This is a genomic window from Mycobacterium sp. MOTT36Y, assembly GCF_000262165.1.
Taxonomy (GTDB): Bacteria; Actinomycetota; Actinomycetes; order Mycobacteriales; family Mycobacteriaceae; genus Mycobacterium; species Mycobacterium intracellulare.
Map to the genome: position 1 here is coordinate 5,451,591 of NC_017904.1, position 20,905 is coordinate 5,472,495.

General features: G+C 69.5%; 14 protein-coding genes and 1 riboswitch. Of the genes, 5 read left to right on the plus strand and 9 right to left on the minus strand.

The genetic code is table 11. The features are described 5' to 3' along the window. Window position 1: 1 nt before the first annotated feature. The gene (locus W7S_RS25010; RefSeq protein WP_014712550.1) at window positions 2–1,648 is read right to left on the minus strand and encodes a FadD7 family fatty acid--CoA ligase; all 1,647 of its coding nucleotides are present in this window, start codon (window positions 1,646–1,648) and stop codon (window positions 2–4) included. Between the two features lie 251 nt (window positions 1,649–1,899). Here W7S_RS25010 and oxc point away from each other — a divergent pair, with 251 nt between their 5' ends. After that, the gene (oxc, locus tag W7S_RS25015; RefSeq protein WP_014712551.1) at window positions 1,900–3,636 is read left to right on the plus strand and encodes an oxalyl-CoA decarboxylase; all 1,737 of its coding nucleotides are present in this window, start codon (window positions 1,900–1,902) and stop codon (window positions 3,634–3,636) included. Here the strand turns inward: oxc and W7S_RS25020 are convergent. After that, window positions 3,620–4,549 (minus strand): LysR family transcriptional regulator, encoded by a 930-nt coding sequence (locus W7S_RS25020; RefSeq protein ID WP_014712552.1) that lies wholly within the window; start codon window positions 4,547–4,549, stop codon window positions 3,620–3,622. The genes oxc and W7S_RS25020 overlap by 17 nt on opposite strands. 328 nt (window positions 4,550–4,877) lie before the next feature. Here W7S_RS25020 and W7S_RS25025 point away from each other — a divergent pair, with 328 nt between their 5' ends. Next, entirely contained in the window at window positions 4,878–5,633 is a 756-nt protein-coding gene (locus W7S_RS25025) for a L,D-transpeptidase family protein (protein ID WP_014712553.1), read from the plus strand. A 110-nt stretch (window positions 5,634–5,743) separates the two neighbouring features. Then, on the plus strand, window positions 5,744–9,310 hold the full coding sequence (gene car / locus W7S_RS25030; protein WP_050989402.1) for a carboxylic acid reductase: 3,567 nt from the start codon (window positions 5,744–5,746) through the stop codon (window positions 9,308–9,310). A gap of 12 nt (window positions 9,311–9,322) precedes the next feature. Here the strand turns inward: car and W7S_RS25035 are convergent, their stop codons facing one another. Further along, on the minus strand, window positions 9,323–9,955 hold the full coding sequence (locus W7S_RS25035) for a hypothetical protein (RefSeq protein ID WP_014712555.1): 633 nt from the start codon (window positions 9,953–9,955) through the stop codon (window positions 9,323–9,325). 129 nt (window positions 9,956–10,084) lie between these two features. Between W7S_RS25035 and W7S_RS25040 the strand changes: the two genes are divergently transcribed. Next, complete coding sequence (locus W7S_RS25040; RefSeq protein ID WP_008262161.1) at window positions 10,085–11,029, plus strand: NADP-dependent oxidoreductase; 945 nt, start codon at window positions 10,085–10,087, stop codon at window positions 11,027–11,029. Here the strand turns inward: W7S_RS25040 and W7S_RS25045 are convergent. Beyond that, window positions 11,021–12,814 carry an NRAMP family divalent metal transporter gene (locus W7S_RS25045; protein ID WP_008262165.1) on the minus strand — a complete coding sequence of 598 codons (1,794 nt, stop codon included), beginning with the start codon at window positions 12,812–12,814 and terminating at the stop codon, window positions 11,021–11,023. The genes W7S_RS25040 and W7S_RS25045 overlap by 9 nt on opposite strands. 71 nt (window positions 12,815–12,885) lie before the next feature. Then, complete coding sequence (locus tag W7S_RS27070; protein WP_131810750.1) at window positions 12,886–13,101, minus strand: hypothetical protein; 216 nt, start codon at window positions 13,099–13,101, stop codon at window positions 12,886–12,888. Between the two features lie 249 nt (window positions 13,102–13,350). Next, window positions 13,351–13,523: riboswitch (M-box (ykoK) riboswitch) on the minus strand. 112 nt (window positions 13,524–13,635) lie between these two features. Between W7S_RS27070 and W7S_RS25050 the strand changes: the two genes are divergently transcribed. Then, window positions 13,636–14,295 (plus strand): O-methyltransferase, encoded by a 660-nt coding sequence (locus tag W7S_RS25050; protein ID WP_008262169.1) that lies wholly within the window; start codon window positions 13,636–13,638, stop codon window positions 14,293–14,295. A gap of 3 nt (window positions 14,296–14,298) precedes the next feature. Here the strand turns inward: W7S_RS25050 and W7S_RS25055 are convergent, their stop codons facing one another. From W7S_RS25055 to W7S_RS25070, 4 genes are all read right to left on the minus strand, one after another. Beyond that, on the minus strand, window positions 14,299–16,293 hold the full coding sequence (locus W7S_RS25055) for an acyltransferase family protein (protein ID WP_014712556.1): 1,995 nt from the start codon (window positions 16,291–16,293) through the stop codon (window positions 14,299–14,301). Between the two features lie 233 nt (window positions 16,294–16,526). After that, a complete protein-coding gene (locus W7S_RS25060; RefSeq protein ID WP_008262174.1) occupies window positions 16,527–17,957 on the minus strand; it encodes an aldehyde dehydrogenase family protein in 1,431 nt (476 codons plus the stop codon). A 28-nt stretch (window positions 17,958–17,985) separates the two neighbouring features. Further along, complete coding sequence (locus tag W7S_RS25065) at window positions 17,986–19,698, minus strand: thiamine pyrophosphate-binding protein (protein ID WP_008262177.1); 1,713 nt, start codon at window positions 19,696–19,698, stop codon at window positions 17,986–17,988. Further along, window positions 19,695–20,894 (minus strand): CaiB/BaiF CoA-transferase family protein, encoded by a 1,200-nt coding sequence (locus W7S_RS25070; protein WP_036429576.1) that lies wholly within the window; start codon window positions 20,892–20,894, stop codon window positions 19,695–19,697. Before W7S_RS25070 ends, W7S_RS25065 begins: the two co-directional genes overlap by 4 nt. Window positions 20,895–20,905 lie beyond the last annotated feature (11 nt).

Sequence of the window (20,905 nt, forward strand, 5' to 3'; positions counted from 1 at the left end):
TTCAGGCCCCGTCCGATGGCGGCGACCCGCTGCGCCCGGCTTCGCCGCGCTTGCGATCGCCGCTAGGGCGGAACTGTTCGGCGACGGCGCGCCGGTCCAGCGAGCCTTTGGCGGTGTGCGGCAACTCCGCCGCCTGCTGGAAGTCGGCCGGCACCTCGAAGGGGGCCAACCGGTCACGGCAGAACGACGCCAGCTCGTCGGCCGTCGGCGCGGCGGATCCGCGCGCGACGATCACCGCGGCCACGGTCTCGCCGTACAGCGTGTCCGGCTTGCCGAACACGGCCACCTCCAGCACGCCGGGGTGGCTGGCCAGCACCGCCTCGACCCGCTCCGGCGAGATCTTCTCCCCGCCGCGGTTGATGAGTTCCTTGATGCGGCCGCGGATCACGAGGTCGCCGGCCGGCGACAGGGTGCCCAGATCGCCGGTGTGCAGCCACCCTTGGGTGAAGTTGGCGTCGGTGATCGACGGGTCGCCGAGGTAGCCCCGCACCACGGTGGGGCCGTGCAGCCAGACCTCGCCGACGGTCTCGGCGGGCAGCGACCGACCGTCGGGTCCGACGATCCGGATCTGCGGTCCGGTCGAGCGGCCGACGAGACCCGGTGTGGCGCCTGGGTTTTCGCTGTGCCCGGCGCCTTCGACGGCGGTGGTGGCCACCTGGTGGGTCGCCTCGGTCATCCCGAAGGCGCACACCACCGGGGCCGAGAACGTGTCCTGCAGGGCCTGCGCCGTCTCGGCGGTCAGCGGCGCGCTGCAGCTGCGGATGAACCGCAGGGCGCCGGCGCCGCCGGGCCGCTCGGTTCGGGCGCGCTCCAACAGGATCTGATGGATCGTCGGGACGGCCGTGTACCAGGTGGCCCGGACCGCCTCGATGTCGTCCCAGAACGTGTGCGCCGAGAATCGCCCACCCGCGGGCAGCAGCACCGTTCCCCCGGACGCCAGGGTGGCCAGCAGGGCGGCGAGCAGGCCGTGCCCGTGGTAGAGCGGCATCACCGCGACGGTCGAATCCCGTTCCCCCAGGGCGTATCCGGCGACGATGGCCGCGACCGAGCCGGCGATGTTGTGGCGCGTCCAGGGCACCATTTTGGGCATGCCGGTGGTGCCGCCGGTGAACATGATCATGGCGTCGTCGTCGCGCAGGCCCTGCGGCGTCGACACGTCGCGCTGCGCTGCGGCGCTGACCGTCAGGCTGACGGCCGGGGCGGCGCCGTCAGGTCCGACGCTCACCGCGATGGGCCAGGCCGGCGGTGTCGCCCCGGCGGTCTCGTCATCGCCGGGCCGGTCGACGAGCACCGCCCGCGCGCCCACCGCCTCGCTGCGGGCGCGCTGCTCACGCACCGGCAGCGCCGGATCGAGCGGAACCGCAACGAGATCCGCCCGGGACGCGGCGAGCAGCCCGACGACGAATTCGGCGTTGCTGCCGGCGCGCAGCGCGACCCGGTCGCCCGGGACCAGACCGCCGGCCGCCAGTTGTGCGGCCAGATCGTCGACCAGCCTGGTCACGTCGCCGTAGCTGACCGTGACGCGTTCGGCGGTGACGACCAGCGCGCTCGCCTGCGGCGCCCGCCGCGCCGCCGCCTCGACCAGGTCGGCGATGCGCGGGCCGGCGGACGCCGTGACCTCGCCGCCGGTTGTCGAATCGGATCCCATCACCGCGCTCCTTCCCCTCTGTTGCCGTCCTCACGCCGTCGATGCCACCCTGCCGGGCGGGCTCGCGGCCCGTCCAATACCGATCCGCTCACGACCGATAACCGTCGGCTATCGAAGCGCGACGCCGCCCCTCTGAGCTGTGGCGATAGCCGCCGTCGATCATCGGATAGCGGCTTCGACTTGGACACGCGCCGGGCGCGGGGGTCACAGTGATGGCTAGTCAGTACCGCCCGCGCACCGAGGAGTCGCCCATGTCCACCGTTTCGGCGTCTGGAAGCGACGCGCAGGGGTCGACCCGCGTGATCGACGGCTTCCACCTCGTGGTGGAGGCGCTCAGGGCCAACGACGTCGCAACCATCTATGGCCTCGTCGGCATCCCGATCACCGACCTCGCCCGGACCGCGCAGGCGGCGGGCATCCGCTACATCGGCTTTCGACAGGAAGCCTCGGCCGGCAACGCCGCGGCGGCCGCCGGATTCCTCACCCGCCGGCCCGGCGTGTGCCTCACGACGTCCGGGCCCGGTTTCCTCAACGCTCTGCCCGCGCTGGCGAACGCCACGACGAACTGCTTTCCGATGATCCAGATCTCCGGCTCGAGCAATCGGGCGCTGGTCGATCTGCAACGCGGTGACTACCAGGACCTCGACCAGCTCAACGCCGCACGGCCGTTCGCGAAGGCGGCCTTTCGGGTCAACCGGATCGAGGACATCGGTCGCGGCGTCGCACGCGCGATTCGCACGGCGGTCTCCGGGCGTCCCGGCGGCGTCTACCTCGACATCCCCGGGGACGTCCTGGGCCAGGCCCTGGAGGCCTCGGCCGCCGCCGGCACGATCTGGCGGGTCGTCGACCCCGCGCCCCGTCAATTGCCCGCTCCCGACGCGGTCGACCGCGCGCTGGAAGTCCTGGCCCGGGCGCGGCGGCCGTTGATCGTGCTCGGCAAGGGCGCGGCGTACGCCCAGGCCGACAACGAGATTCGACGATTCGTCGAAGCCACCGGCATCCCGTTCCTGCCGATGTCGATGGCCAAGGGGCTGCTGCCCGATTCGCACCCGCAGTCCGCGGCGACCGCACGGTCGCTGGCGATCTCAAGGGCCGACGCCGTCCTGCTGATCGGCGCGCGGCTGAATTGGCTTCTGGGCCACGGGGAGTCACCCCAATGGTCGTCCGACACCAAATTCGTGCAGGTCGACATCGCGGCGAGCGAATTCGACAGCAACCAGCCGATCGCCGCGCCGTTGGCCGGCGACATCGGCTCGGTGATGTCCGCGCTGTGTGACGCCGTGACCGCCCGGCCGTTCGCCGCGCCAACGAAATGGGCGACCGAGCTGGCCGACCGCAAGGCGCGCAACGACGCCAAGATGCGCGAGCGCCTCGCCGACGACCCGCACCCCATGCGGTTCTACAACGCCCTCGGCGCGATTCGCGCTGTGCTGCAGGACAACCGGGACGTGTACATCGTCAACGAGGGCGCCAACGCGCTCGACCTGGCGCGCAACGTCATAGACATGGAGTTGCCGCGGCACCGGCTCGACACCGGAACCTGGGGCGTCATGGGGATCGGCATGGGCTACGCGATCGCGGCCGCCGTCGAGACCGGCGGGCCGGTCGTCGCGATCGAGGGTGACAGCGCGTTCGGCTTCAGCGGGATGGAGATCGAGACCATCTGCCGCTACCGGCTACCGGTGACCGTCGTCATCCTCAACAACGGCGGCGTCTATCGGGGGGACGAGACCGCGGCACACCCGTCGGACCCCGCCCCCACCGTGCTGAACGCGCGGGCGCGCCACGAGCTGATCGCAGAGGCGTTCGGCGGCAAGGGTTATCACGTCACCACACCCGATGAGCTGCGCGCGGCGCTGACCGAGGCGATCAGCTCCGGGGCGCCGTCGGTCATCGACTGCGAGCTCGACCCGGCCGCCGGGGTGGAAAGCGGTCATCTGGCCGGCCTGAACCCGGCTCGCGCGGCGGCGGTCAGCGGCGGCGGGTGACGCCCAGGAGTTGGGCGTCGAAAAAGTCGTTCAGCGCCAGGCCCGCGGCCGACGCCGCCAGCGCACGCGCGATCGGCGAACCGGGTCCACTCGCATTGGTCGCCAACACGACGTCTGCTTTGAGCACCGGATCGACCATCTCCACCGCCCGGATCTCCGGGCCCAGCGGGGAGGTCCACAGCCACGTGTGCGGCACGACGGAAGCCCACTTCCCGGCGGACGCCTGAGCGAATAGCGAAGCGACGGAGTCGGTTTCGACCTGTGGGCTGACGGTGATGCCGTGATCGGCGAACGCCTTGTCGATGATCTGGCGGTCGCGCATGTCCGGGGTGAGCAACGCCAGCGGCAATTGCGCGGCCTGGGCCCAGGTCATCGTCGCCGCCCCGGATCCCAACATCTCCGCGGGTGACAGCAGCACGTAGCGCTCCTGGTACAGCGGGACCAGGTTCACGTCCGCCTCGTCGGGTGCCGCGTGCACGATCGCGGCGTCGAGCTCGAACTCGCGCAGGCGTCGGTACAGTTCGGTCGCCGCCAGCCGGGACAGGATCTGGACCTTCACCAGCGGGTGCGCCGAGCAGAACGCCGAGAGCACCAACGACGCGGTCGTCGAGGCGGTCGGCACGGTGCCCAGCCGCAGCGTCCCCGTGATGCCGGAACGGACGGCGTCGACCTCGGCCTTGAAGGCGTCGTGCTCGGCGAGAATCCGCCTGGCCCACACCACCAACCGCTCCCCTTCCGGGGTGAGGCCCTCGAAGCTGTGGCCACGGTTGATCAGCGTGACGTTCAGCTCCCGTTCCAGCTTGGCGATCGCGGCAGACAGCGCCGGCTGGGAGACGAAGCACTTCTCTGCCGCCCGGGCGAAGTGGCGCTCGGAGGCGACCGCAACGAAGTACTCCAGCTGGCGGAAGAGCACCGCACTCCTCGGGTTCCGGGCTCGGGCTTGGGCGCCGATCTCGCTGAGGCTAACGCGCGCCCGACGGGTGCGCCAAGCCCGCGGCGGCACCTTCGACCACGCCCGCGGACGATTTGGGGGCTGCGGCCGCGAAAATCGGTGTATCGGTGCCGTTTTCGAAGCGCGTACCGCCCGGGCTGCGCGCCGCTGACCCAATCGAACCCAATCGGCGGTCGAATCGTGACCGCAGCGGGTCCAGTGGGCTGTCATTGTTTGCTGAAACCGGTGATTCGTGGGTAACCCGTAGAATGACCGTGTGTTGATCGCACCATCTCGAAGGGTGGACGCTATGCGTCGAGGTGTTCGTTATCTATTTGTTATGGTCGCGATCACGGTCATGGGCCTGGTGGGATCGGCGGCCCGTGGCAGCGCCGCCGTGCCCACGCCGCACGCCGCACCCGAGGTCGCCTCGATTTTGCCCACCGACGGCGCCGTGGTCGGCGTGGCGCACCCCGTCGTGGTGACGTTCACCGCACCGGTGGCCGATCGGGCCGCCGTCGAGCGGTCGATTCGTGTGACGTCGCCGGGCGGCACGCCGGGGCACTTCGAATGGGTTCACGACACGGTGGTGCGGTGGGTCCCCAACCAGTACTGGGCCCCACACACGCACGTTTCGGTGGGTGTGCAGGCGCTGACGACCGGCTTCGACACCGGCGATGCACTGCTCGGTGTCGCCAGCATCTCCAAGCACACCTTCACCGTCAGCAGGGACGGAGAGGTGCTGCGCACCATGCCCGCGTCGATGGGTAAGCCCAGCAGGCCCACGCCGATGGGCAGCTTCACCGCACTGGAGAAGCAGCGCACCGTGGTGATGGACTCGCGCACCATCGGCATCCCGCTCAGCTCCCCCGAGGGCTACAAGATCACCGCGCAGTACGCCGTCCGGGTCACCTGGAGCGGCGTGTACGTGCACTCGGCCCCCTGGTCGGTTGACTCCCAGGGCTACGCCAACGTCAGCCACGGGTGCATCAACCTCAGCCCCGACAACGCCGCCTGGTACTTCAACCAGGTCAACGTCGGCGACCCCATCCAGGTCGTGGCCTGAGCGGCACGCGCAGTCCCCGGCGTGTGACCGCCGTCACACGCGCCGACAGGAAGACCGGCCCGCGGCGGTGAGTTCTCGTTGGAGCGAGGCACTTGAACGAGAGGCGGGCCATGACCGGCGATGCGAAGCGCACGAAAGTTAGCTCTAGAGGCCCGGCGCACGCGCAGGTAGCCGACCGCATCCGCGCGTTGGCCGCGACCGACGAACAGTTCCGCAACGCCCAACCCGATCTGTCGCTGCAGCAGGCGGCCCGCCAACCGGGCCTGCGCCTGCCCCAGATTCTGGAGCTGTTCGTCGAGGGCTACGCCGATCGGCCCGCGGTGGGCTGGCGGGCCAGGACACTGAGCACCGACCCAGCGACCGGGCGTACCACCACGCGACTGCTCCCCCGCTTCGACACCATGACCTACCGCGAGCTGTGGGCCGATGTGCGCGCGATCGCCGCCGCGTGGCGGCACGACGCCGCGAACCCCGTGTCGCCCGGGGACTTCGTCGCGACGGTCGGTTTCGCCAGCGCCGAATATCTGACCCTCGACCTGGTCTGCGGCTACCTCGGGCTGGTTGCCGTTCCGCTGCAACACAATACGACCCCCTCACGGCTGCGACCGATCGTCGACGAGGTCGAGCCGTCGATCCTGGCGGCCGGCGTCGGTTATCTCGACCTCGCGGTCGAGGCGGCGTCGGGCAGCTCGTCGTTGCGGCGGCTCGTGGTCTTCGATTACCAGCCCGAGGTCGACGAGCAACGCGAGGCGCTGCAGCGCGCCGAGGCGATGCTGGCGGCCGCCGGCGCGGCGGTGAGGATCGAGACCCTCGACGACATCATCGAACGCGGACGCGCCCTACCGCCCGAGCCCATGTACACCGGTGACACCGATCAGCGGCTGGCGATGATCATGTACACCTCGGGCAGCACCGGATTACCCAAGGGCGCCATGTACACCGAGCAGATGCTGGCCAAGGTGTGGACCAACGAGCTGATGCCCGACTTCGCGGACACACCCGTGTTCAACGTCAACTTCATGCCGCTGAATCACCTCGGTGGCCGGATACCGCTGTCGACGGCGTTCCAGGCCGGCGGCACCAGCTATTTCGTGCCGGAAAGCGACCTGTCCACGTTGTTCGACGACTGGAACCTGGTGCGCCCCACCGAGATGGGCCTGGTACCCCGGGTGGCGGAAATGCTTCACCAGCGCTACCAGAGCGCCGTCGACCGACTCGTGGCTTCGGGCGCCGACGCCGACTCCGCCGAGGCCCGGGCGCGGGCCGAGCTGCGTGAGCAGGTCCTCGGCGGGCGCATCGTGACCGCCTTCTGCGGGACGGCGCCGCTGGCCGCGGAGATGCGGGCCTTCGTCGAAACCTGTTTGGACGTCCACGTTCTCGACGGCTACGGGCTGACCGAGGTCGGCATGGTGACCAAGGACGGGCGCATGACCCGTCCCCCGGTGCTCGACTACAAGCTCATCGACGTTCCCGAACTCGGCTATTTCCACACCGACAAGCCTTATCCGCGTGGCGAATTGCTGGTGAAGTCGCTGACCGCGACGCCGGGCTACTTCAAACGACCGGACGTCACCGCCAACGCGTTCGATCCCGACGGCTACTACCGGACCGGCGACGTGATGGCCGAGCTCGAGCCGGACCGGCTGGCCTACGTCGACCGCCGCAACAACGTGTTGAAGTTGGCGCAGGGCGAGTTCGTCGCCGTCGCCCGCCTGGAGGCCGTCTTCGCCAGCGCGCCGCTGATCCGCCAGATCTTCGTATACGGCAACAGCGAACGCCCCTATCTGCTGGCCGTCGTCGTGCCGACGGCCGACGCCGCGGAGCGATTCACCGAAGATCCCGAGGGCCTCAAGGCCGCCGTCGCCGAATCCCTGCGCCAGTCGGCGCAACTCGCCGAACTGCAGTCCTACGAGGTGCCCGTCGACTTCATCGTCGAAACCGAGCCGTTCCGCGAGGACAACGGCCTGCTCTCGGGCGTGGGCAAGCTGCTGCGGCCGAAGCTCAAGGAGCGCTACGCCGACCGGCTCGAACAGCTCTACGCCGAGCTGGCCGAAAACCGCGTGACCGAGTTGCGTGCGCTGCGCGAGGGGGCGGACAAACACCCCGTCGTCTTCACCCTCACCCGGGCCGCCGAGGCGCTACTGGGTGTGGCCGGCGGCCCGCCCGCCCCCGACGCACTCTTCATCGAACTCGGCGGCGATTCCCTGTCGGCGCTGACCTTCTCCAACCTGCTGCGCGACATCTTCGACGTCGACGTGCCGGTGGGAATGATCACCGGGCCCGCCACCGACCTGGGCCAGCTCGCGGAATACGTTGAATCCGAACGCAAATCGGGATCGCGGCGGCCCACATTCGCGACTGTGCACGGACGCGACGCCGCCGAGGTCCGCGCCGCGGAGCTCACCCTCGACAAGTTCATCGACGCGACGACCTTGGCCGCCGCACCGAACCTGCCGCGCGCGACCGGCACACCCCACACGGTCCTGCTGACCGGCGCCAACGGCTACCTCGGCCGCTTCCTGGCCCTCGAATGGCTCGAGCGCCTCGCCGAGACCGGCGGGAAGCTCGTCTCCATCGTCCGCGCGACGGACACCGCGACGGCCGGCAAACGGCTGGAGGCCGTTTTCGACAGCGGGGATCCGCAGTTGCTGGAGCGGTTCCGGACGCTGGCCGCCGAGCACCTGGAAGTCATCGTCGGCGACATCGGTGAGCCCAATCTCGGCCTGGACCAATCGACTTGGCAGCGCCTGGCCCAGAGCGTGGATCTGATCGTCCACCCGGCCGCGCTGGTCAACCACGTGCTGCCGTACGACCAACTGTTCGGCCCGAACGTCGTCGGCGCCGCCGAGTTGATCCGCCTGGCGATCACGACGCGCATCAAGCCCGTCACCTATCTGTCGACCGTCGCCGTGGCGATGACGGTCGATCCCGGCGAGTTCGCCGAAGACGGCGACATCCGCGCGGTCAGCGCGGTACGCCCGATCGACGACAGCTATGCGAACGGGTACGCGAACAGCAAGTGGGCCGGTGAGGTGTTGCTGCGTGAGGCGCACGACCTGTGCGGGTTGCCGGTCGCCGTCTTCCGCTCCGACATGATCCTCGCGCACAGCCGGTATGCCGGGCAGCTGAACGTGCCAGATGCCTTCACCCGCTTGATGTTCAGCCTGCTGACCACCGGCATCGCGCCGACCACGTTCTACCGGACCGACGAACACGGAAACCGAGCCGTGGCCCACTACGACGGGCTGCCCGCCGACTTCGTGGCCGAAGCGGTCACCACGCTCGGCGAACAGATGGCGGCCGAGGAATCCGGCGAGTACCGCTCCTATGACGTGATGAACCCACACGACGACGGCGTCTCCCTGGACGTGTTCGTCGACTGGCTGATCGCCGCCGGACACGACATCCGGCGCATCGAGGACTATGACGAATGGCTGGGCCGCTTCACCACGGCGCTTCGCGCGTTACCGGACAAGCAGCGCCAGCATTCGGTGTTGCCGTTGCTGGACGCCTACCGGGAACCCGCGACGCCACTGCGGGGAGCGCCGGCCCCCACCGACGTCTTCCGCCACGCGGTGCGGACGGCCAAAATCGGTGCGGACGAGGACATTCCGCACCTGTCGGCGGCATTGATCGACAAGTACGTCGCCGACCTACGCCTGCTGGGCTTGGTGTAGCCCCGTGCGGTGCTAGCCGGGCAGTCCCCGCTTGATCGCATCGTCTTGCTTGCGCGCGATGTCGACGGTCACTGCCGGGTCGAACGGGTCGTCGGGTGCGCTGTCGAATTCCAGGGTGACGAGCGCCTTGCCTTCGGTGAACAGCAGGACCGTCATGGCTTGGGAGTTATCGGGCGAGGCACCCGAAATCGCCGACCCGTTGGCGCCCACGGCGAGCGGCCGCCAGTCGCCGACCACCTTGCCCGCGTATTCGGCTCTGCTGCCGGCGAGTTCGGCCGCGGCCGCCGACGGGTCGGCGGTCACCACGATGGTGTCCCACAGCCGGCGGCCGCTGTCGGCGTTGGCGAACAGCTGCGCGACCCCCGGCGCGTTGTTGGGGTTGAGCATCGGCGACTGGGGTGCGGTGAGACCCCCGCCCACGTCGCCCGGCTTGATCAGCAGATAGCCGTAATCGGTGGGTTGCCGCGGCGGCGGCCCGGTGACCGCGCCCGAGTCGGTCGGGGATGCGGACGGGCCCGACTCCGCCGCCGACGGCGGCGGGGGCTTGTCGGAGCCGCCGCAGCCCGTGCTCGCGGCGCCGACCGCGACGATCGCGGCCGCGTGCCACACGACCCGGCCGGCGATACCGATCCGAGGAGCCCCCACGCATGTTCCTTCCACGCGTCATCCGTGCCCGAGTTGCTACGAACATATGCCCAACGGGCCGCCGGTGGGTAGCTCTTTGCGTGCCTATGCTGGCGTGGGTGGGGGCATCGTCGCGGTGAGGAGATCGGCATGACCGCTGCAGCGGCGCGCGCCGTACGGTTCGACCGGTACGGGGGGCGTGAGGTGTTGTACGTGGCGGACATCGACATGCCCACGCCCGGACCGGGCGAGGTTGTCGTCGAGGTCCGCGCGGCCGGAATCAATCCCGGCGAGGCCGGCATCCGGGTCGGGGCGATGCACGAGAGGTTCCCGGCCACCTTTCCCTCCGGGGAGGGCAGCGACCTCGCCGGTGTCGTGACCGCGGTGGCGCCCGGGGTCACCGAATTTGCGGTCGGCGACGAGGTTTTGGGATTCAGCCTGCGCCGGTCCAGCCACGCGACCCACGCCGCCGTGCCGGTGGGTCAACTGATTCGTAAGCCCGCCCAACTCGGTTGGGAGACGGCGGGTTCGCTCTACGTGGCCGGCGTGACCGCGTACGCGGCCGTGCGCGCGGTGGCGCCGCAGGCCGGTGAGACGGTCGCCGTGTCGGCAGCCGCGGGCGGGGTGGGCAGCCTGGTGGTGCAACTTCTGGCGCTGCGCGGGGCGCGCGTGCTGGGCATCGCGGGCCCCGGCAACGCCGACTGGCTGCGCGCGCATGGCGTCGTCCCGATCGCCTACGGTGACGGGCTCGCCGGGCGATTGCGCGACGCGGCGCCCGACGGCATCGACGCGTTCATCGACTTGTTCGGCCCGGACTACGTCCAGCTCGCGGTGGACCTCGGCGTCGCGCCGGAGCGGATCAACACCATCATCGCCTTCCAGAAGGCCGGCGAGGTGGGCGCCAAGACCGAGGGCAGCATGGACGCCTCGACACCCGAGGTGCTCGCCGAGATGGCCGGCCTGATCGCCTCCGGCGCCGTCGACTTCGACATCGCCGCGACCTATCCGCTGGACCGGGTCGCCGACGCCTTCGCCGAACTCGAGCGACGGCACACCCACGGGAAAATCGTTCTGCTGCCTACCGACTCACAATGACGAGACCGGCCCGACGACCCCTGCCTGCACGATTTTGATGATGACGAACGCGACGGCGACCACGAGGTAGCCGCGCAGGGTGAACAACCCCGCCCGGCGCATCGGCGACATCGCGGGCCGGTCGAGCAGGGCCAGGTTCGGGGTGACCCAGCCGGCCCGGTCCTGGCGGCGCACGGCCCGCCGTTCGGCACGGGTGAGCGATGCGGCGTCGTCGAGTTCGTCGACCTGCTCCGGGTCCAGCCCGCCTCCGAGGGTGCGCACGATGGCTTCCGCCTCGGCCAGGCTGCGATGCCTGCGGCCGACGACGACCATCACCGCGCCGCCGGCGATGCCGACCGCGGCGCCGGCGGCGAGCCCGGTCTCGATGGTGGCGGTGGACAGGTCCGGGAAGAAGGTCGTCGCCGTCAACGCCAGGGACAACAGCACCAGACACCACACGATGCTCCACGCAACGATGTTCTGCCGCACCGTGTTCACCCACGGTCCCAACACCGCGCGGTCGTTGCACAGCAACACCAGAAACACGGTGGCCGAGGGAAGCAGCACGCCGGCGAGCGCCTGCACGCCCTGGGTCACCAGGCCGAGGACGTGGTCGGGGCTGAAGGACACCGCGGCCGACACCGCAAGCAGCACCGCGTAGCCGCCGTAGAACACCGGCGCCTCGCCGATCTTCCAGTGCAACGAGTGCCGCTTGCCCAGGGCGTCGCCGACGGCATAGGTGGTCGCCAGGCCGACGGCGTTGGCGCCGATCAGCGACGCGTCCAGCAGGATGATCGCGAACAGCGCCCCCACCGTGCCGCCCAGATGCCGCGACAACCCGGCGGCGACCGCTCCGGCGTCGGTGAAGTGCCCGGCGTCGGCGGTGCCCGCCATCCCGAAGGCCGTCACCGCCATCAGCGCCGTCGCCCCGACCATGACCACGACGATCCCGATCACCAAATCGGCCCGGCCATAAGGGATCCAGCGCGCGGTGATGCGCTTGTCCACCACGTTGGACTGCTGGAAGAACAGCTGCCACGGCGCGACCGTCGTCCCCACGATCGCGACCACCAGCAGCAGCACGGTCGAGTTCAGCCCGCCGGGGAACTGCGGGATCAGCCCGGCCGCAGTCGCTTTCGGGGCCGGATGCGCCAGCAGCACCATCGGGATGATCAGCACGTTCACCGCGATCAACAGGAACATCAACCGCTCCCAGCGGCGAAACGAACCCCCGGCCACGACGGCGAACAACAGCACCGCGGCCGCCGGGACGGCGACGATCTTCGGACAACCCAAGAACCCGAGAGCCATTGACACACCGATGAATTCGGTGACGATCGTCAAAGCGTTCAAGATCAGCAGGTCGCCGACGCTGAAGGCGCCCCAGAACTTGCCGAACCGTTCGAAGATCAAGCGCGCGTGACCCACCCGGGCGACCGCACCCAGCCGCAGCACCATTTCCTGGTTCACGTAGAGCACCGGGATCATCAGCACCAGCGTCCACAGCAGGCCCATCCCGTAGTCCTGGCCGGCCTGGGCGTAGGTCGCGACGCCACCGGCGTCGTTGTCGCCGACCATCACGATCAGGCCGGGACCGGTGATGACCGCCAGTGTCTTCAGCCGCCGCCAGCGGCCGGTCACGGTCCCGTCGGTGCGCCCGATGCGACCGAACGCGCCGACGATGTCGCCGACGTGCGCGGTGTCGAGCACCGTCGACGCCGGCGCCTCGGCGCTCGGGTTCTCCGCGGCGGCGGCCGTGCGGCCCGAACCCAGGCCACGGCCGCCGCCGGTGTGGATCGACGTCATCTGGTCCTCGCTGTACGAATCGCTCTCACCACGGGTGAGGGCATGCGGATGCACTCGATGCGCGGGACGAATCACCAGTGGTTGTCGGGGCGTCCCGACGCGTGCCCGCCCAGCGAGGCGGTGACCACCGCGATCGGCATCCGCGAGACGTACAGGTTGGCGCGCTCCTGCGGGGTCAGGTTGGTCCGCAGGTGCAGCTTGTCGGCCAGCAACCGGCCCGCGCGCAGCATCGACCGCCGGCGTCCCCGCGGAACGGCGGAAAAACGGTGCGTAACAACAAAAGCCATGATCTTCTCCTGCCAGGGGTCCGATCGGCATCGACACTGTCCGTGGGACGTGTCAGCCGCGCAGGACCAAACGCAAGGTCAGGCGGCGGAAGGAATGCCGGAGCCGGATCGGGACAAAACGAATTTCGGATGCGGACTATCGCCGGGACTCATCTCGCCCTCACCTCCTCACGGCCGGGACACACGCGGGTGTCGTCACATTCACCTGAACGAGAGAGGCAGGAATGACCGACGGCACCAAAGCCGCCGGTCGCACCCCTCTCGTCGGAGCTTCGGCACTGCACGGCGTATCCGGAACGTTCCAGAAGCCACTTGGGCTCAACCCTTGGGTCCGGGAAGAGCTGTCCTGACCCGGGGCGTCTCTCGACGTTCGGGGTCAGTGGCCTGTATCCATGCAGACGCCTCACCTACCGAGGTGCTTGCGGAGTCCATAGTGGCACCGCGGCCCGGGCTCGTCAAACTCATTTGCGCTGAGCGTGGCGCCGTCGGCGGGCTCTAAGCGCCCACCCAGGCCGCACGCCTAGGCTCGGCGAGATGACCACAACGCTGCAGGATCCCCGGGTCGCATCGACGCTCGACCGCATGTACGCCGAGTCGAAGAACCAGATGTCGCTGTTGCGCGAGCGGCGTGGCACCTTCGATCAGCCGATGTCCGCCCAGGAGCGGGCCGACGCGATGAGCGAGTTCTACATCCCCGTGACGCCCGAAGCCGGCCGGCTGCTGTATTCGTTGGTTCGCGCCACCCGCCCGGCGACGGTCGTCGAATTCGGGATGTCGTTCGGCATTTCCGCCGTTCACCTGGCCGCCGCGGTGCGTGACAACGGGAGCGGCCGCGTCGTGACCACCGAGCTCAGCGCCGCCAAGATCGCGGCCGCGAAGAAGACGTTCGCCGAGACGGGCTTGGACGATGTGATCACGATCCTGGAGGGCGATGCGCTGAGCACGTTGAAAAGCGTGGACGGGGCGGTCGATTTTCTGCTGCTCGACGGTTGGAAAGATTTGTACCTGCCCGTGATCGAGCTGCTGGAGCCCCGGCTGTCCACGGGTGCGTTGGTCATCGCCGACAACGCCAGCTCGGCCGATATGGCCCCGTATCTCGACCGCGTGCGCGACCAGGCCAACGGCTACGTCAGCTTCAACTTCGGAGTCCGCGACAGCGACAGCATGGAGATCAGCTGCCGCACAGGCACTTAGCGGCTAGCGCAGCGACTCCTCGAGCCACGGCGTCAGCCACTTCACCCCTTCCGGGGTCAGGTGCACGCCGTCGCTGCGCACCTTGATGCCGTCGACCTTGGCGGTATAGACGCCGTCGGGGCACAGCTTCTTGTTCAGGTCGAGGATCGCGACGTTCGGGTGGTGGCTGACGGTCTTGCGCAGCATGGTGTTCCACAGGTTGACCCGGTCCGGCTGGTCCTCCGGATACAGCCGGCCGTCCGGCTTTTCACCGCCGCGGCTGTAGGGCACGGTCGCGACCACCACCCGCACACCGGTGGAGCCGGCGATGGTCAGCGCCCGCTCCAGCTCGCCGTTGAGGTAGGCGTCGAAGGTCGGGTCGCCGATGTGGGTCCACTGGCCCTCGTTGACGCGGTCCACGGTTTCCCAGCGGCCGATGATCAGCAGCGCGACGTCGGGTTGGTCCTGGGCGACCTGCCTGGCCCATCGGATCGGCCAGCCGTCGCACTCGGATCGCTGCTCGAGGGTTTGGCCCACATACCGGTACGGGGTGCCGCGCACCAGGCTGCATCCGATGACGGTGTGGTCGAGGAACGCGAATCCCGGTGTCGGCGGGAGGTAGTGCATCCACGTCCACCCGATCGAGTCCCCGAACACCGATACGGTGAACGGCCGGTTGGGATCCCGCGGCCGGCTTTCGCCGGGCGGTGACGGCGAGACGGCCGCGACCGCGGAGACTCCGGGCGGCAAGCCCGGCTCGCGCAGCCCCGGCCCGGCTCCCACCGGAACCACCAACAGCGTCACCGCCGCGGCGCTGGCGACGGTCGCCGCCGCCAGCGGCAGCAGCGGCACCCGCGCCGGCCGCCAGCGCCGGATGGGCTGCTCGAGCACCCAGTACGACGCCGCGGCCAACACCACCGTGGCGGCGCACCGCGCGGCGAACAGCGGCAGCCCGGACCACCCGGTGCGTTCCCCGTTGAGCGCCAAGAAGATCGGCCAGTGCCACAGGTACACGCCGTAGGAGATGGTGCCGAGCCACACCAGCGGCGGCAACGCGAGCGCGCGCGCGATGACGCCGCGCTGCTCCAGGGCGACCGGGGCGATGACGAACACGGCCGCGATCGCGACGCCGATCAGCAAGCCGTGGCGGAATTCGCCGCTGGCGCCGGTCGCGTAATGGGTCGCGGCCGCCAGACCCGCCAAACCCAGCAGCGGCAGAATCCGGGCGGCGCGACGCCCCCACCGCGTGCGGATCATGCACCAGCCGCGGTTCATCGACGGCCAATCCCGCACCAGCAGGGCCGCCGCCGACGCGCCGACCAGGAGGGCCTGCGCGCGGGTGTCAGTGCCGAAATAGATCCGGTCGCGGGTGCCGTCGGACACCATGACGATGGCGAGCGCCGCGGACGCCAGGGCCCCCACGGTGGCGATGACGAACGTCGCGAAGCGCACGCCGCCGACGGTGGCCCGGGTGAAACGGCGCCTCGCGCGCGCCGCCAGCGCCAGCGTGACCGCGACCAGCAGCAGCGGCCAGACGAAGTAGTACTGCTCCTCCACGCCGAGCGACCAGGTGTGCTGCAGCGGCGACGGCGGTGCGCCCTGGGTGAAGTAATCGGCCTTCTGGGCGACGAACCGCCAGTTCGCCAGCCACATGAACGCCGCGATGGCGTCGTCGCGCAGGCCGGTGAGCGACCGCTCGGGCAGCAGCTGCCGGGCCGCGGCCACGGTGAGCACCATCAACACCAGCGCCGGCAGGAGTCGCCGCGCGCGCCGGATCCAGAAGCCGGTGAGGTCGATGCGACCGGTGCGTCCCAGCTCGTCGAGCAGCAGCGAGGTGATGAGGAATCCGCTCAGGACGAAGAAGACGTCGACGCCGATGAATCCGCCGCTGACGCCGGGGATGCCGCCGTGCCCGATGAGCACCAGCGCAACGGCGATCGCGCGCAGGCCGTCGAGCGCCGGGATTCCGCTGCGCCCCTCCGGCCCGTCCCAGACCCCCAGCCGGCCGACCCGGCGCATGGGGGCGACCCATCGGGGCCGAGAACGACGAGCCGGTGCGGGGTGAGACCCGCCCGGCTCGATGCTCGCTGTCAGCGCGCCGTGACTACCATCCCGCCCGGCGCCATGGTTGATGCCGATACGTCGCTGCCCCTCCTCGTGAACGGAGCCAGCTTAAGGGCGGACGCGCGGGATCGCGTGGAGGACACGCAACGGTTTTCCGCTGCGCTGCGTTCGGATTTCGGGGTCGGGCGTCAGGCCTTGCCGGGCGCGTAGCCCAGGGTGCTCTTGACCTCCAGGTACTCGTGGAAGCCGAATTCGCTCCATTCGCGGCCGTTGCCGCTGCGCTTGTAGCCGCCGAACGGCGCGTTCATGTCGAACGCGTGATTGATCGTCACCCATCCCGCGCGGATCCGGCGGGCAACCTCGCGCGCCGTGTCGAGGTCGGCCCCGGAGACATAGCCGGCGAGGCCGTACTCGGTGTCGTTGGCGATCTCGACGGCCTGGTCGATGTCGTCGTAGCCGAGGATGCACAGCACCGGCCCGAAGATCTCCTCGCGCGCGATCGTCATGTCGTTGGTGACATGCGCGAAGACTGTCGGCTTGACGTAGTACCCCGTGTCCAGCCCCGCCGGCCGGCCCGGGCCGCCCGCGACCACGGTCGCGCCCTCGTCGATGCCCTGCTGGATCAGCCGCTGCACCGTCTCGAACTGCGTCCTCGACGCCACCGGCCCGATCGCCGTCGCGTCGTCGGCGCTGCCCACCTTGACCTGTTCGGCCACCTCGCGCGCGATCGTAATGGCCTCGGCCATCCGTGAATTCGGCACCAGCATGCGCGACGGCGCGTTACAGCTCTGCCCGGAGTTGGGCATCATGTTGGCCACGCCCGCGCGGACGCCGTCGGCGAAGCCGCCGTCGTCGAGGACGATGTTGGGGCTCTTGCCGCCGAGTTCCTGGGTCACTCGCTTCACCGTCGGGGCGGCGTTCTTGGCGACCTCGATCCCGGCGCGGGTGGACCCGGTGAACGACACCATGTCGATGTCGGGATGGCTCGCCAGCGCCGCGCCCACGCCCGCGCCGTCACCGTTGACCAGATTGAACACCCCGGCCGGCACGCCCGCGGCGGCCAGGATCTCGGCGAAGATGTACGGCGAATACGGCGCGACCTCAGAGGGTTTCAGGACGACGGTGCAGCCGGTGGCCAGCGCCGGATACACCTTGACGGCGACCTGGTTGATCGGCCAGTTCCACGGCGTGATCAAGCCGCAGACACCGATCGGCTCCTTGGCGATCAGGGTCTCCCCTTTGGGTTCGGAGAACGGGAAGTTCTTCAGCACGTCGATGGCCGTCGTGAGGTGGCCGATGCCGAGGAAGACCTGCGGGCCCGCGGCCAGTGAGGGCGGCGCGCCGATCTCCTCGGTGACCGCCTCGGCGAGATCGTCGGCCCGCTTCTGGTATTCGGCGAGGATGGACTGCAACAGGTCCAGGCGCTGTTCGCGGGTGCTCAGCGACCAGCCCGCGAAGGCGCGCCGGGCGGCCTGAACCGCCACGTCGACGTCGGCCGCCGACCCCAGCGAGATCTTTCCCGAAACCTGCTCGGTCGCCGGGTTTTCCACCTCGAAGGGGTTGGGCCGCACCGGGTCGACCCATTGTCCGTCGATGTAGAACTTCAGGTATTCGCGCATAGCTAGCACTCTTCCTTAGTTGCGGCGCTCACTGGGTGCCTTCTGCATACCAGGTGCGGAATCGGTCGTACTTGGGCATCTCCTCGGAGTTGGCCTTCGGGTCGATGCACACGTGCACCACACCGACTTTGCCGCTGGCGTAGGCGCGTGCGATGGCCGGTCCGATCTCGGATTCCTTCTCGACGAACTCGCCATGGCACCCGAAGCCCTCCGCGATCTTGTCCATCCGGACGTCCTTGCTCCAGTGCACGCCGGGCTGCGGTGACGGCTGGGCGAACGTGCGCTTGTAGACGCCGACCTCCAGGCCCCACTGGTGGTCGACGCCCACCACGCACACCAGCGGAAGGTTCTGCCGCGCAGCCGTTTCCAGTTCCGCGATGTGGAAGAGGAAGGCCGAGTCGCTGGTCAGCAGCATGACGGGGCGCTTGCCGCCCTCGGCGACGGAAGCCCCGACCGCGTAGGGCAGGCCGGTGCCGAGGTGGCCGAAGTTCTGGTTCCAGATGACATCGCGCGGTTTGGCCTGCGAGTAGGTCCACTGAAAGATGACGGTCGCGCCGCCATCGCGGACCATGATGGCGTCGTCGAGTTCGTTGAACGCCTTGGTGGCCTCGACGACATAGCGCGCCGGGTGGATCGGCGAACGACCCGACGGCGCGGTCTCGGCGAGCTGTGCGAGCTCCTCGGCGTCGGCCTTGACCAACTTCTCGAGGCTGGGCGACGGGGTGCGCGGCGTGTCCCGGAGCGCCTCGACCAGCTGCGGCACGACGCCGCGCAGATCGCCGACCAGCGGCACGTCGAACTGTCGGTTGACGCCGATGGCGGCCGGGTCCTGCTCGACGTACACCCATTTGCGATTCGCGTCGTTGCCCGCCCAATGCTGGGTCCGGCCGTAGTGCATGGGCTCACCGAGTTCGGTTCCCAGCGCGACGCACAGGTCGGATTGCTCGACCGCCTCGTTGGCGGCCGGGGAGAACAGGTAGGGGAAGGTCCGCTCCTGCAGGCCCGGGATGTACGAAGTACCCCCGGAGGTCTGGATGACCGGGCAGGCCATCAGGTCGGCGAGCTCCTTCACCGCGGGGCCGGTGCGCGACGTGTGCACGCCGTGGCCCACCAACAGGATCGGGCTCTTCGCTTCGCGAATCAGCTTGGCGGCCTTGGCGATCTCCGGGGCGCCCGCCCCCTGGTTGACGAGGCGATACCGATGCGGCGGCAGCGGATCGGCCACGTCGAGCTCTTCGAGGATGACGTGCGACGGGTATTCGACGTAGGCCGGGCCGGGGGTGCCGGACATGGCCCGGCGGATGGCCTCATGGATGATCTCGTCGGTCTGGTCGGCGTACTCGATGGACGCGCTGTACTTGACGGACGGGGCGAAAAGCGGCTCCTGGCGGACGAATTGGATGCGCCCGCGCCGCACCCGGCGCTCGGTGATGCGGGCGCGCTGGCCGCCGAGGAAGATCACCGGCGAGTTCTCCACGAGCGCGCACTGGATCGCTCCGGCCATGTTGGCCATGCCCGGGCCGAGCGTCCCGATGCACAGCCCGGGCTTGCCGGTCATCCGTGACGCCGCCTCGGCCATGAAACCCGCGCTCAACTCGTGATGCGGCGCGACCACCGACCACCCGCGCGCGTCGGCCTCGGCGAACATGTGCACGAAGTTCGGGTCCGGGATCCCGAACAGGGTGTTCACCCCCTCGGCCTCGAACAGGTCGAGAATGCGCTTGTACACCGGCACGGTCATTGTTGAAGTTCCTCTCCCTGGCGAGCAGACGCAAAATCGTGTTCAGGCGGTGTGTTTCGTGCGAGTCCGGGACCGCTCGCGCCGATTTCGGCGAGCACGTCCTCGGTATGGACGCCGAGTTCGGGCGCCGGCCCCGCGACGCGGCCCGGTGTCTGGGAGAACCAGGTGGGCACGCCGGGGAAGCGCACCGGCCCGTGCGGGGTGTCCACGGTCTCGAACATGCCGACGGCCTTGAGATGCGGATCGTCGAACAGCGCGCCGGGCGTGTTGAGCGGCGCGGCCGGGATCTCGAGTTCGCGCAGCAGCTCCAACCACTCCGCGGTGGATCGCTCTTTCATGGTCTCGGCCACCAGCCCGTAGACGGTGTCGATTTCGCGGGCGCGCTGTTCCAGCGTCGCGTAGAGCTCGCTGGCCCACGGCGGCCGCACGGCGTTCATGAACGCGTTCCAGTGCTTGTCGTTGTAGATCAGTGCGGCGATGTGGCCGTCGCTGGTGCGGTACGGACGGCGGTTGGGCGCCACGGTGCGCGGATACACCGCGGGCCCCAGCGGGGGATCGAACAGGGCGCCGTTGGCATGCTCGACGAGCATGAACGACGCCATGGTTTCGAACATGGCGACCTCGACCTCTTGGCCCTGCCCGGTGCGCTCGCGGTGGAACAACGCCATCGTCGTTGCGTACAGCGCTGTCAGCCCGGCGATCTTGTCGGCCATGATGGTGCCGACGTAGTCGGCCTCGCCGGTCAACTGCTGCTGCACCGCCGGCAGGCCGCATTCGGCCTGGATCGTGTCGTCGTAGGCCGGGCGGTCGCGATCGGGTCCGCGTCGCCCGTACCCGTAGCAATTGGTGTAGACGACTTCGGGATTGATCGCGGCGACGTCGTCGTAGCCGAAGCCGAGCTTGGCGATCGCCTTGGCGCGCATCGAGTGGATGAACACGTCGGCGGTCTCGACCAAAGCGCGTAGCGCCCGCTTTCCGGCATCGGTCTGCAGGTCCAGCACGACGCTGCGCTTGCCGCGGTTGACGTTGACGAACACCCCGCTCATGCCCGGCGCCGGGCCGACCGAGATGTAGCGGGTGTTATCGCCTTGGGGCGGTTCGACTTTGATCACATCGGCGCCCATGTCGGCCATGATCTGGGTGCAGTAGGGCCCCATCACCATCGCGGTGAGATCGATCACGCGCACACCGGCCATCGGGCCCGCGG

Excerpts from the sequence above, each read along its gene's own strand:
- W7S_RS25010 (WP_014712550.1), bottom strand. The coding sequence starts at position 1,648 with ATGGGATCCGATTCGACAACCGGCGGCGAGGTCACGGCGTCCGCCGGC.
- oxc (WP_014712551.1), top strand. The coding sequence starts at position 1,900 with ATGTCCACCGTTTCGGCGTCTGGAAGCGACGCGCAGGGGTCGACCCGC.
- W7S_RS25025 (WP_014712553.1), top strand. The coding sequence starts at position 4,878 with ATGCGTCGAGGTGTTCGTTATCTATTTGTTATGGTCGCGATCACGGTC.
- car (WP_050989402.1), top strand. The coding sequence starts at position 5,744 with ATGACCGGCGATGCGAAGCGCACGAAAGTTAGCTCTAGAGGCCCGGCG.
- W7S_RS25040 (WP_008262161.1), top strand. The coding sequence starts at position 10,085 with ATGACCGCTGCAGCGGCGCGCGCCGTACGGTTCGACCGGTACGGGGGG.
- W7S_RS25045 (WP_008262165.1), bottom strand. The coding sequence starts at position 12,814 with ATGACGTCGATCCACACCGGCGGCGGCCGTGGCCTGGGTTCGGGCCGC.
- W7S_RS27070 (WP_131810750.1), bottom strand. The coding sequence starts at position 13,101 with ATGGCTTTTGTTGTTACGCACCGTTTTTCCGCCGTTCCGCGGGGACGC.
- W7S_RS25050 (WP_008262169.1), top strand. The coding sequence starts at position 13,636 with ATGACCACAACGCTGCAGGATCCCCGGGTCGCATCGACGCTCGACCGC.
- W7S_RS25055 (WP_014712556.1), bottom strand. The coding sequence starts at position 16,293 with ATGCGCCGGGTCGGCCGGCTGGGGGTCTGGGACGGGCCGGAGGGGCGC.
- W7S_RS25060 (WP_008262174.1), bottom strand. The coding sequence starts at position 17,957 with ATGCGCGAATACCTGAAGTTCTACATCGACGGACAATGGGTCGACCCG.
- W7S_RS25065 (WP_008262177.1), bottom strand. The coding sequence starts at position 19,698 with ATGACCGTGCCGGTGTACAAGCGCATTCTCGACCTGTTCGAGGCCGAG.
- W7S_RS25070 (WP_036429576.1), bottom strand. The coding sequence starts at position 20,894 with ATGGCCGGTGTGCGCGTGATCGATCTCACCGCGATGGTGATGGGGCCC.